Annotated in this window: 16 protein-coding genes; 14 read left to right on the forward strand and 2 right to left on the reverse strand. The window is 37.8% G+C overall.

Annotation, left to right across the window (positions count from 1 at the left end; translation table 11 throughout):
• Nucleotides 1–129: 129 nt before the first annotated feature.
• From NV377_RS01085 to NV377_RS01095, 3 genes are all read left to right on the forward strand, one after another.
• Nucleotides 130–1,110, forward strand: coding sequence for a phosphotransferase (locus NV377_RS01085; RefSeq protein ID WP_258199332.1), 981 nt, complete (start codon nucleotides 130–132; stop codon nucleotides 1,108–1,110).
• Nucleotides 1,111–1,433: 323 nt separating this feature from the next.
• A complete protein-coding gene (locus tag NV377_RS01090; protein WP_258199333.1) occupies nucleotides 1,434–2,255 on the forward strand; it encodes an acyltransferase domain-containing protein in 822 nt (273 codons plus the stop codon).
• Nucleotides 2,256–2,519: 264 nt separating this feature from the next.
• A complete protein-coding gene (locus NV377_RS01095) occupies nucleotides 2,520–3,251 on the forward strand; it encodes an AraC family transcriptional regulator (protein ID WP_258199334.1) in 732 nt (243 codons plus the stop codon).
• Nucleotides 3,252–3,461: 210 nt separating this feature from the next.
• On the opposite strand, the gene NV377_RS01100 is transcribed toward NV377_RS01095, so the two are convergent.
• Nucleotides 3,462–4,622 (reverse strand): glycoside hydrolase family 27 protein, encoded by a 1,161-nt coding sequence (locus tag NV377_RS01100; protein ID WP_258199335.1) that lies wholly within the window; start codon nucleotides 4,620–4,622, stop codon nucleotides 3,462–3,464.
• Nucleotides 4,623–4,984: 362 nt separating this feature from the next.
• On the opposite strand from NV377_RS01100, the gene NV377_RS01105 reads away from it, so the two are divergent.
• The 8 genes from NV377_RS01105 to NV377_RS01140 all read left to right on the forward strand — a co-directional run bounded on the left by NV377_RS01105 (nucleotide 4,985) and on the right by NV377_RS01140 (nucleotide 16,692).
• Complete coding sequence (locus NV377_RS01105) at nucleotides 4,985–7,333, forward strand: glycoside hydrolase family 95 protein (protein ID WP_258199336.1); 2,349 nt, start codon at nucleotides 4,985–4,987, stop codon at nucleotides 7,331–7,333.
• Between the two features lie 296 nt (nucleotides 7,334–7,629).
• A complete protein-coding gene (locus NV377_RS01110) occupies nucleotides 7,630–8,700 on the forward strand; it encodes an alpha/beta hydrolase (RefSeq protein WP_258199337.1) in 1,071 nt (356 codons plus the stop codon).
• A gap of 138 nt (nucleotides 8,701–8,838) precedes the next feature.
• Nucleotides 8,839–9,228: a hypothetical protein gene (locus NV377_RS01115; RefSeq protein WP_258199338.1), complete on the forward strand. Its 390-nt coding sequence runs from the start codon at nucleotides 8,839–8,841 to the stop codon at nucleotides 9,226–9,228.
• 376 nt (nucleotides 9,229–9,604) lie between these two features.
• Nucleotides 9,605–11,314, forward strand: coding sequence for an extracellular solute-binding protein (locus tag NV377_RS01120; protein WP_258199339.1), 1,710 nt, complete (start codon nucleotides 9,605–9,607; stop codon nucleotides 11,312–11,314).
• A gap of 77 nt (nucleotides 11,315–11,391) precedes the next feature.
• Complete coding sequence (locus NV377_RS01125; protein ID WP_258199340.1) at nucleotides 11,392–12,291, forward strand: ABC transporter permease; 900 nt, start codon at nucleotides 11,392–11,394, stop codon at nucleotides 12,289–12,291.
• 13 nt (nucleotides 12,292–12,304) lie between these two features.
• Entirely contained in the window at nucleotides 12,305–13,207 is a 903-nt protein-coding gene (locus tag NV377_RS01130; protein ID WP_258199341.1) for a carbohydrate ABC transporter permease, read from the forward strand.
• Nucleotides 13,208–13,298: 91 nt separating this feature from the next.
• The gene (locus NV377_RS01135) at nucleotides 13,299–15,071 is read left to right on the forward strand and encodes a sensor histidine kinase (RefSeq protein WP_258199342.1); all 1,773 of its coding nucleotides are present in this window, start codon (nucleotides 13,299–13,301) and stop codon (nucleotides 15,069–15,071) included.
• Entirely contained in the window at nucleotides 15,049–16,692 is a 1,644-nt protein-coding gene (locus NV377_RS01140) for a response regulator (RefSeq protein ID WP_258199343.1), read from the forward strand. Before NV377_RS01135 ends, NV377_RS01140 begins: the two co-directional genes overlap by 23 nt.
• Before the next feature lie 76 nt (nucleotides 16,693–16,768).
• Here NV377_RS01140 and NV377_RS01145 read toward each other — a convergent pair whose 3' ends face one another.
• Nucleotides 16,769–18,469 (reverse strand): SGNH/GDSL hydrolase family protein, encoded by a 1,701-nt coding sequence (locus NV377_RS01145; RefSeq protein ID WP_258199344.1) that lies wholly within the window; start codon nucleotides 18,467–18,469, stop codon nucleotides 16,769–16,771.
• 150 nt (nucleotides 18,470–18,619) lie between these two features.
• On the opposite strand from NV377_RS01145, the gene NV377_RS01150 reads away from it, so the two are divergent.
• The 3 genes from NV377_RS01150 to NV377_RS01160 all read left to right on the forward strand — a co-directional run bounded on the left by NV377_RS01150 (nucleotide 18,620) and on the right by NV377_RS01160 (nucleotide 24,362).
• The gene (locus NV377_RS01150; protein WP_258199345.1) at nucleotides 18,620–21,571 is read left to right on the forward strand and encodes a glycosyl hydrolase 115 family protein; all 2,952 of its coding nucleotides are present in this window, start codon (nucleotides 18,620–18,622) and stop codon (nucleotides 21,569–21,571) included.
• A gap of 384 nt (nucleotides 21,572–21,955) precedes the next feature.
• Nucleotides 21,956–22,375 (forward strand): DUF3237 family protein, encoded by a 420-nt coding sequence (locus tag NV377_RS01155; RefSeq protein ID WP_258199346.1) that lies wholly within the window; start codon nucleotides 21,956–21,958, stop codon nucleotides 22,373–22,375.
• A 352-nt stretch (nucleotides 22,376–22,727) separates the two neighbouring features.
• Nucleotides 22,728–24,362, forward strand: coding sequence for a response regulator (locus tag NV377_RS01160; RefSeq protein WP_258199347.1), 1,635 nt, complete (start codon nucleotides 22,728–22,730; stop codon nucleotides 24,360–24,362).
• The last annotated feature ends 128 nt before the right edge of the window (nucleotides 24,363–24,490 follow it).

Here is a 24,490-nt window from a genome sequence, read left to right on the forward strand (position 1 = left end):
TCGACTCGTGGCAGGATAATATAGTTAAATTTAGTTTCTTATGTTTAATTAGTTTGCGAAAATTAGGGGTAGTTATATAAACATATGATATAGTTATTGATAACGAAAATTCAAAAGGAAGGTGTAGATTTGAGTTTATTTCCTATTGATTACTCACTCTTGTCAAAGCAAGCCTTATTATCACATATAAAAGACAATTATGAAGTTTATGAACCTATTAATATAAAATACTTCCTTAGAGGTATGAACGATACTTATGTATTAGAAACTAAGTCAGAAAAATATATTTTTAGAGTTTATCGTGCTGATAGAAGAAATAAATCTGAGATTGCTTTTGAATTAGATTTATTGAATTTTCTATATAAGAATGATGTAAGCGTTTCAATACCGATCACAAAAAAAGATGGTACCCTCATTAATGAGTTTTTTGTCCCTGAAGGTGTAAAATATGGGGTTATGTTTAGTTTTGCTGAAGGTAATGAAAAGCCTATTCAAGCGGTAGAAGATAGTTATTTGTTTGGGAAAGCAGTTGCTCAAATTCATAAAGTTACTGATAGTTTTAGAAGTGAACACGTAAGAGCGAATCTTAATTTGGAACATCTAATTGAAAAACCACTTAACATAATCAAATTACATATGGAACATCGGCAAGAGGATTACAATTTTATTTATGAACTAGTTTTAGGATTAAAGGAAAAGTTAGTGATGAAGATAGAAGAAGGTTTAGATTGGGGTGTTTGTCATGGCGACTTGCATGGTAACACAAATGTAGCATTTACGGAAAACGGGAAATTGACACATTATGATTTCGATATTTCTGGTTATGGGTGGAGATCTTATGATATTGCAGAATTTAGATTAGCGAGAGAAATTCACAGTGGTCATAACAAGGAGGAAGTTGAAAGGCTTTGGGAAGCTTTTCTACACGGGTACAGGGACGTAAGAGATCTCAGTGAAAATGATGTTAAAGTGGTTTCAATATTTGTTGCACTTAGACAACTGTGGCTCTTTGGCTTATGTTTTAGTGAATCAGAACTAATAGGGGTAGCTGACTTCGATGATGGATTTATTGACAGTAAGCTGGAGTATTTCAGGAACTTAATTTTTTGATCTTTTTCATATCTCTATTGGTGAATATATATAAATTCTTCAACTCGACAAATCGATTCTTCGACCTTCTTCGCCAGCCATACTAGCAGATATTTTATTCATTTTCATCATCTGTGGTACGGCGCTTGCAACATTAAGGGCTACTCTACTCAAGAACATAAAAATGGAATAAAGAGACCAAGTTGTAGTTAAAAAGCATCAAACCAATGTTACCGGCATCGAAGACTAAATTATTGCATTGTATATTTGTTACCTTAATTCTTCTGGTTTTTCACCTGAATTAACGAAAAGTTGCTATTAATCTGATACAGGAGAATATAAATATGACTTTAAGAGAAGTGTGTGAAAGTATTTGCTTACCGGATCCAATGATGAGAAAAGTGCTAGACTTTGCAAGGGGATTTGATGAGAACACAATAAAGCCCTTTTCTGCTACCCTGTATGATTCATCAGCCTGGGAAAAGGGAGTTAAAGAAATAGAAAGGGTTCTAGGAGAGGATGCTGATGGGAGCAAAATGCTCACTTTTATGCTTCTGCGTGCAGTAGAGACACATAGGGAATACGAAAAAAGAGGAATCAGCGAGACAATTTTTAAGGATACGATAAAGTTCTGTACCAGATTCATTAATGAACATTACGAGGTGTATGGGACATATGCATTCACGTGGGGATGGTGGTTTCCAAGACAGGTTTCGCTTCACGAATTCCGAATCGGTGCACTTGAATATGAGATGATCGAGCAGGAAGAAAAAAAGATAATAAATATACATATCCCTGCTGATGCGGATATGAGGAGCGACAGTTTGCGTAAGTCATATGAGGAAGCTAGGGAATTTTTTGCGAAATATTTTCCGGAGTATGGACAGTCGGATATGGTATGTGATTCCTGGTTGCTTTCTCCTGTCCTTGCTAAGCTACTGCTGGAGAGTTCAAATATAGTCCGCTTTCAGAAGGCTTTCAACTTGATACGTGTAGATGATACGAACGACAGCTCTATCAGATGGGTTTATGGAAGAACTGATATTCCAATACACGAACTTCCGGAAAAGACATCTTTACAGAAAAAAATCAAGGCCAGTCTGTTGGAAGGCAGTAGCATTGGTGCAGCGTACGGAAGACTGCAGGAAGACCCCTGGAAGGGCTAATGGGAAAGGTTTAATATAGAACGGGGAATTAATGTTTGAGATAATGATACATAGGGGTTTGTTTCCGCCGAGCTGGAACGTTACTTGAAGCTCTCATTGATCCGGAGCTTTTAAGAAAGTTAAGCCAAATGCTAGAGAACGGTGGAAACAGACGGTTAATATGAAGGCTGTTCAATAGTACAGGAAAGCGGGGGGGAAGTTATTCGTCAGTTACACAACCAGGGAGCTTTAAGTTATGTTAGCAGTGGCTATAAGACATGTAATATGCATCAGTGGGGGCCAGGAGTAAGGGACATTTATGCATTGCACTATATTATAAGCGGGCAAGGCTATTATGAAATTGGTCAACGAAAATTTCATCTTCATGCTGGAGAGAGTTTTATTATTTTGCCGCACATGCCAATTTATTATTACCCAGAACCACTAGATCCTTGGGAATATGTATGGATTGAATTCAAAGGAAGCGAAGTGCCGCAACTGTTAGCTTTAACTATCCTGAAGTCGGAATCTCCTGTTACTAAGGCAGCTCCGCAAAGGATGGATTCTTTTTATGATGTGCGTTTATATGACGAATTAAAGGCATATGAAAAAATACGATCTGATGCAAAGATTCGTTTGTTGATTTCGTATTACATAGAATTTTTTCCGGCGGAAGCTACTATAGACGATACCGATTATGTAAGACTATCGAGGGAATATATTGAGCATCATTATTGGAAGCCCTCTTTGACGGTTACTACTATTGTAGAGCATGTAAATATTGAACGGAGTTATTTGTTTCGCTTATTTAAGAAGGCAACGAGTATGTCAGTATTAAGTTATGTCACTATGGTTCGTATTCAGCGCGCAAGTGAGTTATTAACGGATGAAGGTTTATCAATTAAATCAGTTGCTTATTCCGTTGGATATAGTGACCCATTATATTTTTCAAAGGTATTCAAGAAAGCAACAACTTATAGTCCGACAGAATATAAGTTGTTGCATCAGAACAAGTAAGGGATTAACGAAACAGTACACATTTACCAGACTCACGATAATATAGAATTAATCGTTCAATTGGCTCTCGTCCACAATTGAGCTTATCGCCTAAGCAATCGATACAAAGAAAGTCCTTCGCTGTTGTAGAAACTAGCTTCAGGTAAATGGCAACGTCATCGGTCATAAGCGGCACTCTACAGCTAAAGCAACATCTCGTGCTGCTCATGGCTACACTAGCCTTGCTCTAATAACGACGCAATCATGTGCAGGGACGGTAGGGGAAAAGCGTTCTTTAAAGATTCCTAGTTCCTTATGCTCCCAGCAATCGTACAATGACAATGAGAAGTTTGAAGCATATGGCAAGCCAATATCCCAAAACTGTAAAGAAATCTCTCGTTGGTTATCACTTAGATTGAAAAAGCCTATTGTTACGTCACCATTAGTAAGTACCTTTACTAGCATAAATACTTCATCATCATGAAACCACTGAGGTTCTGGCTTAATACGGTAAGCACCACGTGCTTCTAAATCTTGATTAATTGCTAGAATATCTTTATTTAACAATATTCTTTTTGTAGCTGGAGTTGCCTTTCGAATATCACTACCAATCATTAGTGGAGAACCCATCATACTCCATATAGAGAAATGAGTCTTATACTCAAGATCACTGCAGCCTCCTATTTTTCCGATATAGTCGTTGTTGCTGCCGCCATACATGCCAACAATAAGCATGTCCATATCGTTATGACAGAATGAACCAGTATAGCACTCCTTGTCTAGCTGTGAAATGGCTAGCTCCTTTATAGAAATCCAGTTATCACGAATATCTCCAGTAGAGCGATACATGTGAGCACCTGACTCACGAATCCAGTGATAAACATTGTCTTCTCCCCAGTTACAAGCAGAAAAAAGAATCTCTCTGCCGCAGTTTTTAAGCGCTAAACTCATGCGCTTATAAAGCAACTCACCAGAAATATGACGAGGCTTGAAGCAATAGTCATACTTTAAGTAATCTACTCCCCATTCGGCGAACTTCTTAGCATCCTGAAATTCATGTTCAAAGCTACCAGGATAGCCAGCGCAAGTGTGGGTTCCCACACAGGAGTACATCCCAAACTTTAAGCCTTTTGAATGAATATAGTCTGCGAGTGCTTTCATGCCACTAGGGAACTTCTCGGGATCAGCCACTAAATTGCCCTGCTCATCGCGCGCCTTCAAACTCCAGCAATCATCAATAACAATATATTCATATCCTGCATTTAAATACCCTTCAGATACGAATAAATCAGCGATTTCACGAATTAATTGTTCATTAATATCCCATGTGAAAGTGTTCCATGAATTCCAACCAAGTGCAGGGAGCAGGCCAAGCTGCGTATCATTGTTCATCTAAAAAAACATCCTTTTTCGTGTGGTAGAAGCTACAAACATATTTAATCATATGCTAGAGAGTGAATCCTATAGTAAAACGTTGCTTACACATGTATAAATGTTGCTTTTTAGTAGCTTAACCTCTCGTGATCATACTAGTAACGTTGACATTAGCGAGAGTATGAGAATAAAAAGCGAGACAACTAATCTATTGAAGGTGGCATATAACGGTTTGAATTTTGTTTATATGTACTTAGGGCGTATTGTCAGGTGTGACACTTGTAATTTGCTTGAATACTCGATTTTTAAGTACTTAGTATCGCTATTGAAAGTAGAATGACTATTATATTATAGAAATAGAAGCCATTTTTAGGAGGACAATGATGAATCTACAGTCTGAATTTTGGTACAATAAGCCGGCAGCTAGCTGGAATGAGGCACTGCCTATTGGTAACGGATATATGGGAGCAATGGTATTTGGTGATCCAGTTGAGGAAAGAATTGCCTTGAATGAAGATAGTGTTTGGTACGGGGGACCGCGTGATCGTAACAATCCAGATGCATTGGTACATCTACAGACTATTCGTGAGGCGATCCGAGCAGGGGAGTTAAATCGAGCGGAAGATTTATCATTAATGGCTTTATCTGGATTGCCAGAAACGCAGCGTCACTACATGCCGCTGGGCGATTTGAACCTCCAATTTTTCTCTCCTGCTACAGATCATGCAGTAGTAGCTAGTACTGAGAAAACGGTAGATAGGAGTGGATTTGAACATTATTTACGGGAATTGAACATGTCGAGTGGAATTGTTGCTAGTACCTATAAACAATATGGCATCTCGTATCATAGAGAAAGTTTTGTCAGCTTTCCTCACAATGTTATGGCTTTTCATTTTACAGCAGAAAGCCCCAATGCGTATCATATTCGTGTTAGATTAACGCGTGGCAATAATCGCTACTATGAAGTGGTTTCGAAAGCGAACGCATATACACTTATGATGAAGGGCGAATGTGGCGGAGCTCAAGGTTCAAGCTTTCGCACTGGGGTAAGCATAATAGCAGATGGTGGAGAATTGCAAATTATTGGTGAGCAGCTAATTGTTAAAAATGCGAATCGTGTGCTGATACTACTTGCAGCAGCGACCTCATTCCGACATGAGAACCCTGAAAAGTATGTATTGCAACAATTAGATAAAGCCGCGCGGATAGGTTATGAGCAACTACGGCAACAACATGTTGAAGATTTCAATTCATTGTTTAACCGCGTCGAATTCAAGCTGAAAGCAACGGAAGATGTAAGAGTAGTACCTATGAATGAGCGCCTGGAGAGAGTGAAGGATGGCAAAGAGGATTTGCAATTAATCGAAGTATTGTATCAATACGGTCGATATTTATTGTTGTCATCCAGTCGTCCTGGCTCGTTGCCGGCAAATTTACAGGGGATTTGGAATGAACATATGCTACCGCCTTGGGATAGCAAATATACGATTAATATCAATACAGAGATGAATTATTGGCCTGCAGAGACTTGTAATCTATCAGAATGTCATCAGCCGTTGTTCGATCTTCTAGACCGAATGCGGGTAAATGGACGAATAACAGCCAAGGAAATGTATGGCTGTCGTGGTTTTGTTGCACATCATAATACTGATATTTGGGGAGATACTGCCCCGCAGGATAGATATGTTCCAGCTACGTATTGGCCGATGGGGGCGGCATGGCTTAGCTTGCATATGTGGGAGCATTTTCTGTTTACCCAAGACCAAGACTTTTTAAGACAATCTGCGTATCCGATCATAACGGAGGCTGCGCAATTCTTTCTTGATTTTTTAATTGAAACTAAAGATGGTTTATTAGTGACTAGCCCTTCAGTATCACCTGAGAATACCTATATTTTACCTAATGGTAAATCAGGAACGCTTAGTGAAGGACCAGCAATGGATAGTCAAATCTTGCGCGAGTTGTTTGCGGCATGTATTCAGGCATCTGAGTTGCTGCAAAGTGATACGTCATTACGTAAGCAATGGCAGCAAGTATATTCACGTTTGCCGCAAAGTGAAATTGGCAGCGAGGGGCAATTGTTAGAATGGTTGGAGGAATATGTGGAGGAAGAGCCTGGTCACCGTCATATCTCTCATTTATTTGCCTTGCATCCGGGCAGTCAAATTTCAGTACATAAGACACCTGAATTGTCGGCGGCTGCAAAAATAACCTTAAAAAAGCGGCTTGCTAGTGGTGGAGGACATACGGGGTGGAGTAGAGCTTGGATTATTAACTTCTGGGCAAGGCTTGAGGAAGCAGAACTGGCTAATGAACATATTGTTGCGTTGCTTTCGCATTCTATGCTTCCAAATTTACTAGATAATCATCCTCCTTTTCAGATTGATGGGAATTTTGGGGCGACTGCAGCGATTGCTGAAATGATCTTACAAAGTCATTGTGATGAGCTAAGATTGTTACCTGCACTGCCTATAGCTTGGGAAGAAGGATATATGAAGGGATTACGTGCTCGGGGGGGCTTCACTGTAGAAGTTGCATGGAGGGATCATTGTTTAGTATACGCACGCATATGTGCGACGCAAACAACTACACAATGTCGCATCCGCACCAATCTTCCTGTCCGTATTCAATCATCTGAGCAAGCTTGTTCAATTATATACAGTCAGGACTCGTTTATAGCGGAATGGCAGGCAATGAAAGGGATTGTATATACAGTATTACCATTATAAAAAGTACGTTCTAACTAACTCTCATCTGCTCCTTCCCTTGGACGCTTAGTTATAATGACGACAGATAGTGTTTAAGTAGTATATGTGTAACCCATGGTGAAATTCTCTTTACCTTTACCAATCTTAATTGATATTTATAACATATATTGAATGACTCGCTATTCTTTAATATGTTGACTTTATAAGGAAATATATATAATTTGAAAGGTTATTAGACCCTTAAACTACGTGATAGTATTGATGTAATGAATTAATACTTAGTATGAAAAAGTATACTGAAGGGGCGCTAATAATCTATGGTGAGGATAAATGTGACGGGATTACCTGACAAGTATTTATGGTCAGTCATTGAAGAACGTCAAGGTTTTGTTCAAGAGATTACCTATATGGTAAACAATTATATTAATCATTCTCGACAGCTTGTAACATCTGGAAATATCGATATGGATGAAGCAGGAAGAGAAATCGTTACGGGTGATGCCTTAATGAAGAAATGTAATATCTACTTGCCTGCGGGGTATGACCCAAACGACGTAGCAGTCAGATACAATGTATTGTATTTACTACATGGAGTTGGCGGGAATCAATATGAATGGTTAAGAAGTAACGGTAAAGTGAAAGAACGATTCATCATCTGCAATATATTTGATAATCTCATTGCTAATGGTGAAATAGAACCGCTAATTATCGTATTTCCTAATGGAAGAAGCGCCTACGACTGGACAGACAGTTCCTTCAATTCCGAAGGAACCAATATGTTAGGTTTCTATTACTTCGATTATGAGCTCAGACATGATCTAATTCCATTTATAGAATTAAACTATAATACTTACGCAGATATTATGAACACTTCACATGAGGGAATAAAATATAACCGCACACGAAGAGCGATTGCCGGGCTGTCAATGGGAGGGATGCAAGCTCTGAACTTAATTCTCGGAGGTTACAGATATGATTCCACTCTATTCACTGGAACAAAGAGTCATTGGAACAACGGTCTAGATAAGACTGTGCTTGCACCTGGATTGATAGATTTGTTCGATTATGTAGGAGCTTTTTCAAACGCTCCTACGTCTAGTGACGGAAAGATTCTTGGATCCAGTCTGGCGTCATGCGCCTTTAAGCTTCAATTGTTGTATACCACCTGCGGCAGTGAAGACGGAGTTGCAAATAACAGTTTTTTAAATTCGATAGATCAGCTTATACACGAAGCAGGGGATGATCTCGCTCATTATTATGAAATTATAATTAAAGATGGTATCCATGACTTTAATGTATGGAATAATGGTGCCTACAATTTTAGTCGATTGGCATTTAGGAATTTTGATGATCAATTAATGTCCAATGTTGTTAAGAAGGTGCTTTAAGGGAGAACCACATACAAACTCAGAAAAGCACTTCGCAGATAGCAAGGAATATAAGAATAATTCGGTTTTCTGCTTATTCTTGTTAAGTAAACAGATAGTTTAACTCATATACAGTTAGGTCCAACAGGATTAGGTTTATTGGCAAAAGATAGATTAGTTTGTATCTCAACATCACTTCTCTTAAACGAAGCTACAGAAGCGATGCATGAATCAGAAGAATTTCCAATGAATATTTTACCAACGAATATTATTACAGTTCTGTATGAGTTATTACTTGATAATGAAAGCTTACAGCCAGATTTCACTCCAATAGAAAAATCGGTACTTCGCTCACGTCTACCTATGGACATGAATTTTGACAAAGTAATAATAGATTGCATTGAACTCGGCTTTGTGGATAGAGTACGAGGTGGGTATAGACTTAATGTTAAAGGTGATATTGCAACACGTTTGTTTTCAATTGTTCATAGGGTTGTAAGTAAACCTAGTTTGTTTTCTTTCGAATTTTCGACACAGGGCACTTTGTAAAACCACGAAGCAACACTAAGCTAGCGGAGAACGATAGCTTAGTGAACTGCCTTTTCATCAAGACGTTATTTGATTGTCAATTATCAACATTACGATTTAGCATAGCCTAATAGTTAATAATGAATGGAAGAATTCTCCCCTTCATTATTAACTATTTTTTATTTTACACTAGGTACGTACGTCGCAGATATCATTGTCTAGAATATCTATTTGAAAAACCGTAAGTGATCTTTCATACCCCTATATATAAAAGCGTTTTCATTATTGTAAAAAGAAGTTAATGAATGTAAAGAGATGTATATGGCAGAAGCATAATCTCTTCAATCATAATAAAACTGTAGTTATTTATCTTGATATAGTTGAATGGGGGATGTAAATGAAAAAAATGAAATCTTTATTGTTTAAAGGAACCTCTATTGTATTACTCACTTCTGTATTCCTTTCTGCATGCTCAGGTAACAGTGATTCAAACAATGCAGGAAAAAAAACGAATAACAGTCACACTCCGACATTATCGGCAAATGATGAACCACTTGGTAAATATGATCCTCCAATTGCGTTGTCATTTGTTAGAGATTTGAATGACGTTGTGGAAAATAATGTACTTAGCGTTCTAGACGGAGAAACGATAGAGGACAATCGATGGTCGCGCATTTATGAAGAGGAATTGGGAATTAAAATTACGTATGATTGGATCGTTAAGGGAGCATCAACCTCTGATCAATATGTTCAGAAAATTAATATGACTCTTGCCTCAGGTGCTCTACCAGATGTAATTCCAGTGGATGCTACACAGTTGAAACAACTTGCAGATTCCGATCAAATTGAAGACCTTACAGAAATTTACGAAAAGTACGCTTCTCCGTTAACAAAAGAGGTTCTGTCGCAAGAAGGAACAAGCCCGTTTGACGCCGTTACTTTCGACGGTAAGCTTATGGCTATTCCGCAGCTTGAATCATCTATTGAGCGCTCTATGTATATTTGGATTCGGACAGATTGGCTGGAACATCTTGAATTGCAGCCACCTAAAACGATTGCAGATGTGTTAGCAATCTCGAAAGCGTTCAAAGAAAAAGATCCAGATCAAAATGGACAGAATGATACGTATGGTTTAGGTATTACAAAGGATTTATGGGGAGGCGCAATGGGATTAGAGGGCTTTATGGCAGCCTATAATGCGTATCCTAATATGTGGATTGAGAATGGAGAAGGCGAACTTGTCTTCGGAAGTGTTCAGCCGGAAGTGAAAAAATCTTTGCAGATCTTGCAGGCTATGCATGCAAACGGCGAAATTGATCAGGAGTTTGGTATTAAGGACGGAGGTAAGGTGTCCGAACAAATTGCAGCGGGGAAAATTGGATTGGAATATGGTGAGCAATGGAATTCGATCTGGCCGCTGCAACTTAATCGCAATAATGATCCAAATGCCCAGTGGCAAGCTTTCCCAATTGTATCTGAATCTGGAGAGAATCCCAAGGTTCCACTTAAATTCAGTACAACTCGTTTCTTTGCTGTGAAAAAAGGGATTGAGCATCCAGAGGCTGTTATCAAATTATTTAACTTGCACCTTGAGAAAAACTGGGGTGAAACAGCTGAGTTTGATAAATATTATGCACCACCAGAGGCAGAAAGTGTATGGCAATTATCTCCTGTTACACCGTACCCTGCAATGAAAAATGTTGACGCCTTCCGAGCAATTGATGCTGCTCGCAAGGCAGGAGATACTTCTGGCTTGAAGGGTGAAGCAAAAACGATTCAAGAGAAATTAGAGTCATTTACGTCAGGGACATCGGAAGGATTTGCACTTTGGGGCTGGGAGCGAATATATGGTGAACAAGGCTCGATGGGAATAGCTGATCAATATGATAAAAATAATCAGTTTCTAATGGAAAAATTTGTTGGCGCTCCGACACCTACTATGGTAGAACGCAAATCTACATTAGATAAGATGCAAACCGAAGTATTTACAAAAATTATCTTGGGTGGATCTGTGGATGAATTCGATCAATTCGTAGAGAATTGGAAGAAGCTTGGTGGTGACCAGATTACGCAAGAAGTGAATGAGTGGTATGCAACGAAAAAGTAATAGGTAAGGAACGTGCGGAGGTGGAAATGGAATTCTTCCTCCGCATTACTCTTATTCACTGATGTGGAGGATAAGTAATGAGAGCTAAACTAATTAAAGAACTGCCGTTACATTTGATGATATTACCAGGTCTAGTATTCATCGTAATGTTTTCATATATTCCAATGTCAGGTATTGTTATTGCCTTTCAGAAGTTCATTCCTGCCAAGGGATTGTTTGGTGATCAGAAATGGGTGGGATGGGATAATTTTGAGTATGTAATGAGCTTGCCAAGCTTTACACAGGTGATGTGGAATACTCTTTTTATAGCTAGTGTCAAGCTTATACTTGGTTTAATTATTCCAATTATATTTGCGATTTTATTAAATGAACTGAAAAATCAAGTTATTAAACGTTCCATCCAAACAGCAATATATTTGCCTTACTTCTTATCTTGGGTCGTACTAGGTGGGATACTAATAGATATTCTTTCTCCTTCTGGAGGAATTGTAAATGGTTTTTTAGGCATGCTTGGCTTACCCAAAATATTTTTTCTTGGAGACAACAACTGGTTTCCATTTACGTTAATTGGGTCAGATGTATGGAAAAATTTTGGGTACGGAACAATCATATATTTGGCAGCCATAACGGGAATCGATCCAGGGTTGTACGAAGCTGCAACAATAGACGGAGCTAACCGTTGGCATAAAGTATGGCATATTACGCTACCAGGGATGCGTATGGTTATTGTATTGCTATCGGTACTATCGTTAGGACAATTGTTGAATGCTGGGTTTGATCAGGTATTTAATTTATATAGCCCGCTTGTTTATGAAAGTGGAGATATTTTGGATACTTTTGTTTATCGAATTGGGTTACTGGATGCACAATACGGTGTAGCAACTGCAGTAGGATTCTTTAAATCAATTATCTCGCTAACTCTAATTTCTGTTTCCTATTTTCTAGCTTACCGATTTGCTAAATATCGTATCTTTTAGAGGAGGGCGCACGATGGAGAAGCAAGCTGAGCATGTAAAGTTAAGCAGCAAAAGATTTGAATGGTTCCCTTTTATAAATTCGATTGTGTTAATTTTAGTTGCTCTATTATGTATTTTGCCGTTAATTCATATTATTGCCGTATCATTTAGCTCCAGTGCAGCGGCTTCCGCAGGATATGTTAAGCTGTGGCCTGTTGATTTTACTTTCGCATCCTATCATTATACAGCTAGTCGAAATGAATTCTGGGAGTCTATGCTTGTCTCTTTGAAAAGAATTAGCATTGGGACGCCGTTAAATTTACTGTTAACGATTTTGATTGCTTATCCATTATCAAAGGAAACTCACTCTTTTCGTTTAAGAGTTTTATATGCATGGATATTCTTTATGACCATGCTTTTTAATGGTGGTTTAATTCCTTGGTATATAACTGTAAAGGAATATGGACTATTAGATTCGATTTGGGCGTTAGTTTTACCGAGTGCAGTTCCTGTCTTCAGTGTAGTTTTACTATTGAACTTCTTCCGAGAAATTCCGAAGGAGCTTGAAGAAGCGGCTCTTATGGATGGAGCGGGTCATTGGAGGGTTTTATGGACAATTTTTGTGCCTATCTCCAAGCCAGCACTTGCTACACTTGCATTGTTTTCTTTGGTTGAGCATTGGAACAGCTGGTTTGACGGATTACTACTTATGGGTAATCCAAATAATTATCCTTTGCAAAGTTATATTCAAACAATCGTTATCCAACAGAATCTTTCCAACATGTCGCGAGACGCTATGCTTAATCTAGCATTGATTTCAGATCGGACGTTGAAATCATCGCAGATTTTTCTAGGCTCTTTACCGATCATTTTGGCGTATCCATTCTTGCAGAAGTATTTTGTGAAAGGTATTGTGCTTGGTAGTGTTAAGGGCTAGCAGTCTAGTCATGAAAAAATTACTATGATTAGGCGGGGTTTCAACAATTAGTTTATCATATATAATGAAGAAAAATTGGGAGGTATCACCTTTGTTATACCGACTAGATTTTTCTCTTCGCAATACTATATTTCTTCGCTTACTCATTACCTTTCTACTCATTATGCTCCCTATTATGTTTTTTGGAGCTTACTTGTATCATTGGATTGTTCAGACGGCAAGAGAAGATATTACAAAAACGGCAGCATCTCAGCTCTCATTTTATATGACTGATCTCGAGAATGAAATCGAACGTATGAAGCTATTGGAATACAGTTTGCTAGATGATGATGATCTTAATAAACTTGCGCTAACGTGGGAAAGAATGGATACGATAGACCGGACTAACAGTATGAATTCATTGATCAAGAGGCTATTTACGGTTCAGAACAGCAGTATGTATATTGAGGATGTTAGTGTTCATATTGCAACTATTGGAAGGACGATGTCTGCTAATGAAGGGGTAAGGGATTTACAAGTTCAGCGTTTTCAAGAAATTAGATCGGTATTTGGCGGTCCAGGCTCTCATGTCATAGAATGGAATTATGGGCTATTTATAGGTGCAGTTAAGCAGAGGGGATTAAAGGGTGCTGAACCTTTATTCACAGTAGAAATTGAATTGAACAAGCAGAAGCTGCAGCAGGTATTGTCTCAATTCAATACTTATACAGGCAGCGGTACTGTATTACTATCAGAGAAGGCCAATGTTATGCTTGGAAGTCTTACGGGAAATCTTTCAAAGGTGCAATTAGCTGATTACCTTGAGCATATAAACAAGTTGAATACAGAAGAAAGCCAACTAGTAACGATAGCAGAGCAGCGCTATTACTATGTAATAGCGCACTCTTCTGACTTAGAAATTACAATTTATCGATTTATTCCTGAGCAAGTTGTCCAGCAGCCCTTGAATGAATTTTATAAATGGGGATGGATTTTTATTGTTGCAGCAATAGTAATTATCGCTGTATTTGCTTTTTCAACATATAGATTTATTCATAAACCAATGCTAACACTAGTGAAAAGCTTTAGAAAAATGGAACATGGTGATTTGGATATTTCTATAGCACATGAATCAAAGGATGAGTTCCGATATTTATATGGCCGTTTCAACCAAATGGTATCGAATTTGCGTGTCCTTATTGATCAGGCTTATAAACAGAAAATATTGGTGCAGCGAGCAGAGTTAAAGCAGCTACAATCTCAAATCAATCCACATTTTCTATATAATAGTTTTTTTATTCTTAATACAATGGTGCGCACAGGTGACGTAGAACGAATGGAACAATTCACGACTTTACTGGGTGAATATTTTCAATTTGTTACAAGAAATTCATCAGATTTTGTAACTTTAGAGCAAGAAGTACAGCATGCGAGAATGTACACAGAAATTCAGCAAATGAGATTTTCAAGAAGAATGAAAATAGAATTCAATGCGCTACCGACAGAACTTAATCAAGTACTTGTTCCTAGATTAATTGTACAACCAATAATTGAAAACGTATTCAAACATAGTTTGGAAAAACGAGTGAGTGCGGGGTTAATAAAAGTACACTTCCATCATAGTGCAGAGAGCATTGCTATTATTGTAGAAGATAATGGTGAGCAATTATCTAATGAAGTTCTAATGCGGATAGAGCAGGCTATTCAAGATACGAACGAGCACATCGAAACAACCGGCATGGTCAATATTCACCGCAGACTACAAATTACGTTTGGGATTGAAAGTGGACTAAAAACGGAGCGAAGTGAGCTTGGCGGACTAAAGGTTAAGCTCCTTTTTTCGAAGGGAGGTAAGCAAGAAAATGTACAGAATGTTAATCGTTGACGATGAGGAGATTATTACCGATGGCTTAATGGATATTTTCAGTAGGCTGGATATTGAGCTTGATTTGTATAAAGCCTATTCTGGTGTTGAAGCGTTAGAGCTGTTAAATCGTACAAGGATGGACATTGTATTGTCTGACATATGTATGCCTGCTATGGATGGTCTACAATTGATGGAAACGATCCGCTGGAAATGGCCTCAATGTAAAATTGTTTTCCTGACAGGACATAACGATTTTCAGTATATATATCAAGCCATTCAAGTACCGGGTGTACAATATATACTTAAAAATGAAGGTTATTCGAAACTAATCGAAGCTGTTCAACGTTCGTATGACGAGCTGGATAATGACATACGCACCAACCATTTAATTAATGATGCTACGGAGAAACTGAATATACTAGAAACACTTGCTCATGGTGATTATTTTAGATATTTGATTCACGAGAGTCCAGCACGACAAGCACTTAGCGAGAATTTTGGCAGGTTAAACATTTCGCTGAATTCTGAACTTCCAATACTTATCGTTCATGGAAATTTGGTCAATACGGATTTGGATTACTCCTATTCAGAACGACAGAATATCGCACTTGAGGTTAAATTTCTTGCAGAAAGTTTTCTGTCTGAGAGAACTACAAGTATTGGTATACTTGATCGATATGGTGATGTTATTTGGTTTATTCAACCGTTTCAACATATGACAGAAGGGAGCACGATATCCTTCGAACAAACGGTTATGTTTCTAGAAGGAACATTCGAGCTGATTCAGCAAGCATGTATGAGTTCACTTCATATTTCAATTTCTATTACCTTAAGTAATGAAGCTATTAGATGGGAGTCGCTTTCGGCTGCCTATGATAAACTTAGACAACTTCAGCATATGAGGCCTGGTGATGGAACAAGTATGGTGCAAAGCGTCTGCTTGCTTAATAGCTTGTCCTGTAGTTCAACAGATTCAGTTCGTGATCAATTACTAGGTAGTAAACTTGAAGCGTTAGCTGCACATTTGGAAGGGGGAAGGCAAAAAGATTTTATTAAGCTCTTTGAAGAGCTAACGACTTATTCAGTAGTACGAGGTAGAGATTGTCCATATTTGACGGAGGTATATTATGCCATTGCGCTAATGCTACTTTCTTATATCAATAGATGGGAAGTACAAGATAAGGTAGGATCCTTTAGTATGATGCAGCTGGAAAGCCATCGTTATTGGGTAGATGCATTTAGATTATTAAGAGATCACTCAGAAGCATTGTTTACAGCTAGAAAATGCGGGGAACAAAAGAGAGCTACAGCTGTCATAAAAAAAATACGCACCTATATTGAGTTGCATATTGCAGATGATTTATCGCTTATTCGCTTAGCCGATGAAATGCATTTCAATCCTTCTTATTTATCAAGATTATTTAAGCAAGAGTACGGGGTTAATTTATCGGAATATATTGAACAATCTAGAATTCGTAAAGCTAAAGAATTGCTTGCTGTTATTGAGTTGAAAATATCGGAGGTCGGTATGCGAGTTGGCTACGAATCTCCACAGTCATTTACTCGATTCTTCAAAAAGTTGACGAGCATAACTCCACAGGAATATCGTCAGTTTTCTGAGAGTAATACAGGAGCTTAACGAATATTGATTGTTATAGCCCATCTATCGAATTTCATTCGATAGATGGGTTATAGTGGTTACTTATTATTTTTTCTTACTGCACTACTCCAAAGCCTAGTATAGTAAAGCGCTTATCTTGATGACCTGCTGACATGCGAATCTCAACAGTATGAGTACTTGCTTCTTCCTCGTTGAATACAATAATAGGATGGCAGTGTGTCCATTTAATAAGAAGTGGATCTACCGTTTTTACTAGCTTACCGTCTACCAATATATCAGCACTTCCAAATTCATGACTACCGGTATCTTTATATATTAGTAGAAGACTTTTGCATTGCAGCTTCATGATAAAGCTATCACTTCCGGATTCTGAAGTGTGCATCCAGTTGTTAGGAAATTGAGGTGTGCGGATGGTTTGATCGTCTAGCCCCACCGCATGCAAATCAGTATCTGTTGCTTGGAAGCTACCCTCACAAATATGCGCGATATGTGTGTTATGAATGCGATCTAGAAGCGAGATATGAACAAAATCATATCCGATAATCGGCTGCTTGTTCAAGTCAATATCCTGTTTACTTTGGTCACTACGATCAGCTTCGGCAATTAAGTAACTTAGACAATCTGCCATTATCGTATGACCAGCATTTGTTGGATGGTAAATATCGTAAAAGTATTGTTGCTTCGTAATGACAAGTCCTTCTTGCTTTGTCAAACCAAATTGCTCGACTAGTGCATCCTTAACGCTAACCATCGGCAGATCATAATGCTTACCGACGGGGGAAAGTCGATCCTGCAAGTTCCAGTCATTAATAAATACGCTGAAAAGCAGAATCACAGCAGGCTCATTTTGCTCCTGAAGAGCTCTAAGTACTAGACTTTCGTAGCAAACTCCTTCAGTTTCATCTTCCGCATCATTAACAGCGAATTCAATAATAACGATATCTGGCTGGGAAGCGCCATGCTTTAGTACATCTCTTTCGTAGCGAATCATGCCAAGCTCTGATGGAGTTCCGCCTACTCCAGCTTTAATAAAGTGAATATGATCTCCATTATCTTTACCGTATTGCTGTTTGAAGTTAGTGTATGATTGATAGGCATAGCATGAATTTTGAATGGGCCTTGCGCTAGCACCTTCAGTAATCGACCCACCGATATAGGCTATGGTTACCTCTTCACCTTTTCGTGCTTTATCTATAGCTTTTTTCAATCGTGTGTTGTTTCCGAGCTGTAGTAGTGATTTGCTGATCATGTTGTGATAGGCAGGTGAATGAGGGTCAATAGTATTATTGTCTTCCTGTTGAGGAGACTCAAAGCCTTCATTAAAGTATAAAAATACACTTACTGTGGCTAACGCTCCTGCACGTGAAAATTCAAAGCTAAGCTTCCCTGGCACATCATCTTCTTCTGACCAATCGTAATCACTCAAAAGGATAATGACTTCAGATCCATCTGTTGGACATAACGTTTGCATACGTGTACCCGTCTCGTATTTGTTCGTCTTGCCCCAATTTTCATAGATGAAGGGGATACTTAGTTGATCCGTCTCAGCGCATTGAATAGATATACCGATACTGTGTACTAATTGGCGAAAGCCTTTGCAACTTTTTAATAGATCTAACAGCGTATCGTCGACAATTTTACTTGCATGTTTAGCCATGTCAACGAGACGACCTTCCATATAGATTTCTTGACGATAACTCCCGTCAGGTTGAGCGGTAGCTTCAATAATAGAATCTAATAGGAAATAAAAACCTTTTCTTGTTTTTATTGCATTCCGTAGGGAATCGTTTGCCACATATATCAATCCTTTCTTCAGTTTTATCTATATTTTAATGGGTACTATTTCAAATTTAAACCTGTTAAAGTATGTTAAGTGTCGCTAAACCTACATATTATTATGCGGCGATAGATTCAATGACTAGTGAAATTGAAAGGGGAAATTGAGATGAGTAGTACAACAACGTTATATCTAGATTTAGTGAAGGGTCGAGAAACTGTCCAAATTTATATTGATCGAAATGGACTTGATTATGATGGGCTGGAGCTTGTTGCGAATTCATTCGTGCAAGATGTACAGCTTATTACTAACAAAACGTTGAAGATTAGCTCCGATTTCCATGAACTTTCTGGGACGGTATTGATGATAGGCTCAGTAGGCAATAACGCGTTAATTGATCAGTTGGTACTTGAAAACAAACTTGATGTAACAGATATTCAGGGGAAGTGGGAAGTTTTCAAGATTGCATATATAGAACAGCCTTTGGCAGGAATTGATAAGGCAGTTGTTATCGTGGGAAGTGATAAGCGAGGTGCTATATATGGTACATATCATATATCTGAGTTAATCGGAATTAGTCCGTGGGTATATTGGGCGGATGTAGTGCCCGCAAAAAAAGAAAATCTTTCAATCGAAATAACTCAATTAAATAGGGTCTCCAAAGAGCCATCTGTAAAGTATAGAGGGATATTTCTTAATGATGAATGGCCATCCCTTGGAAATTGGGTGACTAATCAATTTGGTGGCTTCAATGAATTGTTCTACAGTAAAGTGTTTGAGTTAATTTTAAGATTAAAAGGTAACTATCTATGGCCTGCGATGTGGAGTGCCGTATTTAGTGAAGATGGGCAACGCTTTAACTTGGCTAATGCTGATCTAGCACACAAGTATGGAATCGTAATTGGAACCTCACATCATGAACCTATGTGTCGTTCAGGTGAGGAGTGGTCTAAGACATATGAGCAATATGCTCAAAATTATGATTGGGACTTCCGTGTAAATAGAGAAGCAATATCAAAATTTTGGGAAGATGGTATAGAGCGTAATAAAGACTTCGATAATATTATTACGCTAGGAATGCGAGGAGAACGTGATTCCTCACTAAGGCTTGATCTTTCTGAAAATATTGAACTTCTGAAAGATATTATTCTCACTCAGAAAAAAATATTACAAGAAAAGGAACTTGAAGATGCTCCAAAGGTTTTAATGGTTTATAAGGAAATTGAAAGATGCTGGCATGGTAATGATGAAGTTGAAGGATTGGAGAAATGGAATGAGTTAGAAGATGTAACGATTATGCTATGTGATGACAACTTTGGAAATGTACGTACACTGCCTAATGTCGAAGATCGCGATAGAAAGTCAGGCTGGGGAATGTATTATCATTTCGATTATCATGGAGGGCCTCGCTCTTATGAATGGATTAATTCGACACAGCTGGAGCGAACTTGGGAGCAGCTTACGATGGCCTACGAATACGGCATTCAAGATATTTGGATTGTGAATGTAGGAGATTTAAAACCTCAAGAACTACCAATCTCATATTTCATGGACTTGGCCTACGATTTTGATACGTATGGTAAAAATGGTAGAAACCAAACATCAGCTTATATTGATAATTGGGTGAATCAACAGTTTGGAGAGCATGTAACTGCTAAGAAACTAGAACAAATTTCGTCAATCTTAAAGGATTATACGAAAATGAATAGCAGCTGCAAGCCAGAATTGTTAGATCAGCATACGTATAGCACAGAGCACTATAATGAAGCGGAGCAGATTCTTGCAAAAGCGTTTGATTTGGCAAAACGAGCTAATGATGATGAGGATATTCCAGATGTTGCAAAAGATGCTTACTACCAGTTAGTTGGTTATCCTGCAGTTGCTACCGCAAATATTCATATCTTGCATACAAGTGTAGCCTTTAATGAAAAGTTTGCAAATCGTGAGAATCCTAGTAGCATTGCTAATTGGTATGCGAAATTGATAGAGCAGGCGATTGAAGCGGATCAATGGCTTGAGAGAAAGTACAACAAAGAAATTGCAAGTGGCAAGTGGAATGGCATGATGTCCTCACCGCATATTGGATTTGTTAGTTGGAACGCAGATGGCTGGCAGTATCCGGTAGCAAAATATATCGCACTCAATAAAGAAGGCAAAATGATCCTAGATGTTGAAGGGTGTCAGCAATCATATACGACTGGCGAAGCGATATTACCAGTTTTTACGAATATTAATAACGAAAGCTATAGTATGTTGATTAGTAACGGAGGTAGTGAGTCATTTTCATATTCTATTTCAACTAATGCGAATTGGTTAAATGTTGATAGTGATATTGGTAGCATTGATATTGGAAAGCAAATTATAGTATCCGTAGATTGGAGTAAACTGCAGTCTGACGCACACGCCGAATTAGTTATTAATGGTGCAGGTCAATCGATTAAAGTAAATGTTTTCGCGAAATGGATCAATGCAAGTGGGTTGTCGAACATGACCTTTATTGAACATAATGGTGTACTATCCATTGAAGCAGAACATTATTTCAATATATCCTCAAATTCGAATAGACAGTGGCAGCTAATTGAAAACTACGGGAAGCATTTATCAGCTTTAAAAGTGTACCCCGACGTATATGAGCCATTATCTATTATAGACGCACCATATATAGAATATAAGGTTCAAATTAATGAGCCAGGGGAGTATGCGATCACACTGTTTACTGCTCCAACGAATAATCTAACGACTGTTGTTGAACTAAAGTACGGAGTCACTGTCGATGACCATCAAGAGGTTATTGTTAATTCCTTGGCAGAGCACTATATTGCAGGTCATCCTAATAAGGGGAGCTGGGGTAGGGGAGTTATCGAAAACATTCATCAATCAACTTCCAATCATAATTTAGAACAAGGTGTTCACTCTATTAAAATTTACAGTATCGATGCCGGATTAGTTATTCAAAAGTTAGTTCTTGCGAAGCAAGAGTTACCTCATTCATGGTTTGGCCCACCAGAAAGTTACTATGTTGGGTGCAACAGACCTAACGCAAGATCAGTCGTGCAACCAGAAGAGTATTTGTCTGGGCTAGATTATTATTTGGAGATGCAAAATAGTAAGATGGTCTAGGTAAATGTGATGATGTGAGTTAGTTCAAAAATACAATGGCCATGTAGAGCTTTTAAGGCAAATTCTTCGGAGATTATTGAGACTGTAGACAAACTAGTTTGTCTACAGTCTTTTTTAATCTAAGTTGGAAAATACTATATTCGAATACATTAATCGTCCTGAACCTATCTTCTGCTGAATCTTCCGTATTTTCGAACACCTTTCCTTAGTGAGGGTTCTTACCATAGACGATAATAATAATGGCCATCCGGATCATGAAGTAACCGATTCTCCTGATGACTTCCTCCGTTTTTCTTCATCCATGGAGACTACGATAAGATTGTTCATGTAAACTAGAGTAGTGATTGAATAAACAGTTAATAAACATATGAGGTGAGACACAGTATGAATTATGAAGAAGTGTTTACCGTACATGTAAATATTATGAAAACGATCGAGCTGAAGAATGATGATGGAGATTCAGTTGTAATGATTTCATTCTCAGGCGATGTGAGCGGGAGATATTTCTACGGAGTAGTACTAGATGGGGGGATAGATACTCAAGTTATTAGGAATTACGGCGACCGCCATACCTTATCTGCAAGGTACATGCTTGAAGGAAAGGATCATACAGGAGAAGCCTGCCGAATTTACATTGAGAACAACGGTGATTTGCACAAACAGCGGAAGGATGGATCGTTCCGCACTTTCCCTATGATGGTTACGAATAGTAAAGCATTATCTTTTTTGAATCACGAACTTTTCGTAGGAGAAGGAGTGCAGACGGAGTCGGGAGTAGACATTATTATTTATAGATGGATATAATTTCAAGTGTTCTAGAAGGATAACTAAGCAAGTACAAGTGGCGGCATATCGTTATAGCCTGGGCGAATAACCCAGAAGGTGCTAACCTGTAATAACATAAGATGCATTTACTAATTTGGGTTCGTGAAATATTAGTAAAAAAAAGATAATTATATCAATAAATGGACGTTGCTTTAAGCTACCAAAATTCCGATAATTAATTTACAATAGTTATTTAAAAGTAGTTCAGCAGCCAATTCATATAAAAGTGTATGCGCTTTCTGAAAATATTAAATGTATCACCTTATTCACTAGTTATTTGTTAGTAAGGACGTAACGTGACTGCTCATTAAGCAGAAGGAGTAAACCTTGAATGTACAGACTACTGATTGTTGATGATGAAGAAATTATTACAGAAGCATTGTACGAAGTATTTAATCAATCCATGAGTGATGAATTAGATATATGTAAAGCATACTCAGCAAATGAAGCATTGAATTGGTTAGCACGAACGAGGGTTGATATCGTACTTACCGATATTCGTATGCCAGGTATGAGCGGGTTAGAATTGATGGAAGAGATTCGGATGTTTTGGCCAAGGTGCAGAGTAGTTTTTTTAACCGGTTATAGTGAATTTGAATATGCTTATCAAGCTATTCAAAGATTGAACGTTAGATATTTATTGAAAACAGAAGGCTACTCCAAGGTCACTCAAACTGTTCAGGAAGTTATTCAAGAAATTAATACTGAAAATCAAATGTATAATTTATTGCAACAATCACAAGAACAGATAGATATGATAAAATTTTTGGAGCAAGGTGAATATTTCAGACACTTACTACATGACAGTTACTCAACTGATGAACTCCAAGATTTGTTAGTGTTAGAGTTTGAAGGATTAAACATTGATTTAGATGCAAAAGTCCCTGTTGTGCTAGTTCTTGGTCACTTATCATATCCCTTTGAAGTAGCTTATGTTGAAAGAAGTGAAATGTTTTCGTTAACGAGAGCTATTTGGAATTCATTTATGGTAGATCAGATAAACTGTGTTACTCTAGTCGATAAACATGGTGATCTATTATGGTTACTCCAAACTTCAGAGCAGACAGATGAAAAATTTAGCAATCATTTAATTAGATATTTGGAGGGTACTTTAGAATTGATTCAACAAGCATGTTTAGAATCATTAAGTGTCTCTATATCTTTTACAATAAGTGGTAGCGCTTGTGGATGGAGCGAAATAGCAAAACAGTATGATCGGCTTAGACAGCTACAGAAGATGAAAATTGGTGATGGCATCTCGTTAATCCAAATTGATCGTAATGAGAAGACCAACATATCTAATTTCAATGAAGGGTATCGGCTCGGACCTAAGATGGAGGTATTGAGCGCGCATCTAGATGCAGGAAGGTCAGATAATTTTTTTACATGTTTTAATGAAGTTACGCAACAATCTTTACGAAATGGTGATTTAGTTCAACGCTCTGTTGAAACCTACTATTCAATTGCATTAATGTTACTATCGCATATTAATAGGTATAATTTACAACATAGTATTGGTGATTATAGTAAATTAATGCGTTTTGATGAACATATGTCTATAAAGGAAGCATTTCAATATTTGCAATTATTAGCTGAGCGAATGTTTAAACATAAAAGCTTAGATGAAAGAGATAGATCAACTATGATTATTGAGAAAATATGTAGATTTATTCAAGAGCATTTAAGTGAAGATTTATCACTTGTTCGTTTGGCTGAACTTTATTATTTTAATCCTTCTTATTTGTCACGTTTTTTTAAGCAGGAACATGGTATTAAGCTATCGGAATATATTGATGAATCTCGAGCTAGAAAGGCGAAAGAGTTATTATGTAATGGCGATCTTAAAGTTCGTGATGTTGCTTTATTAGTTGGATATGAAGCAGCACATTCATTTACTCGCTTTTTCAAGAAAGCTACAGGAATGACTCCACAGGAGTACCGAGATTCGATTATAGTGGAATGCTAGTCTCAGTAGTTGTGTAGAGTTTTACATGAAGAGTATAGTTGGCCATTAAGTCGGGCTGATTATACTTTTTTTAAGGAGAAAAGTCGAATTAGTTAATTCACTTATCTGATATCAACTATATTTACAAG

The organism is Paenibacillus endoradicis (assembly GCF_024721975.1).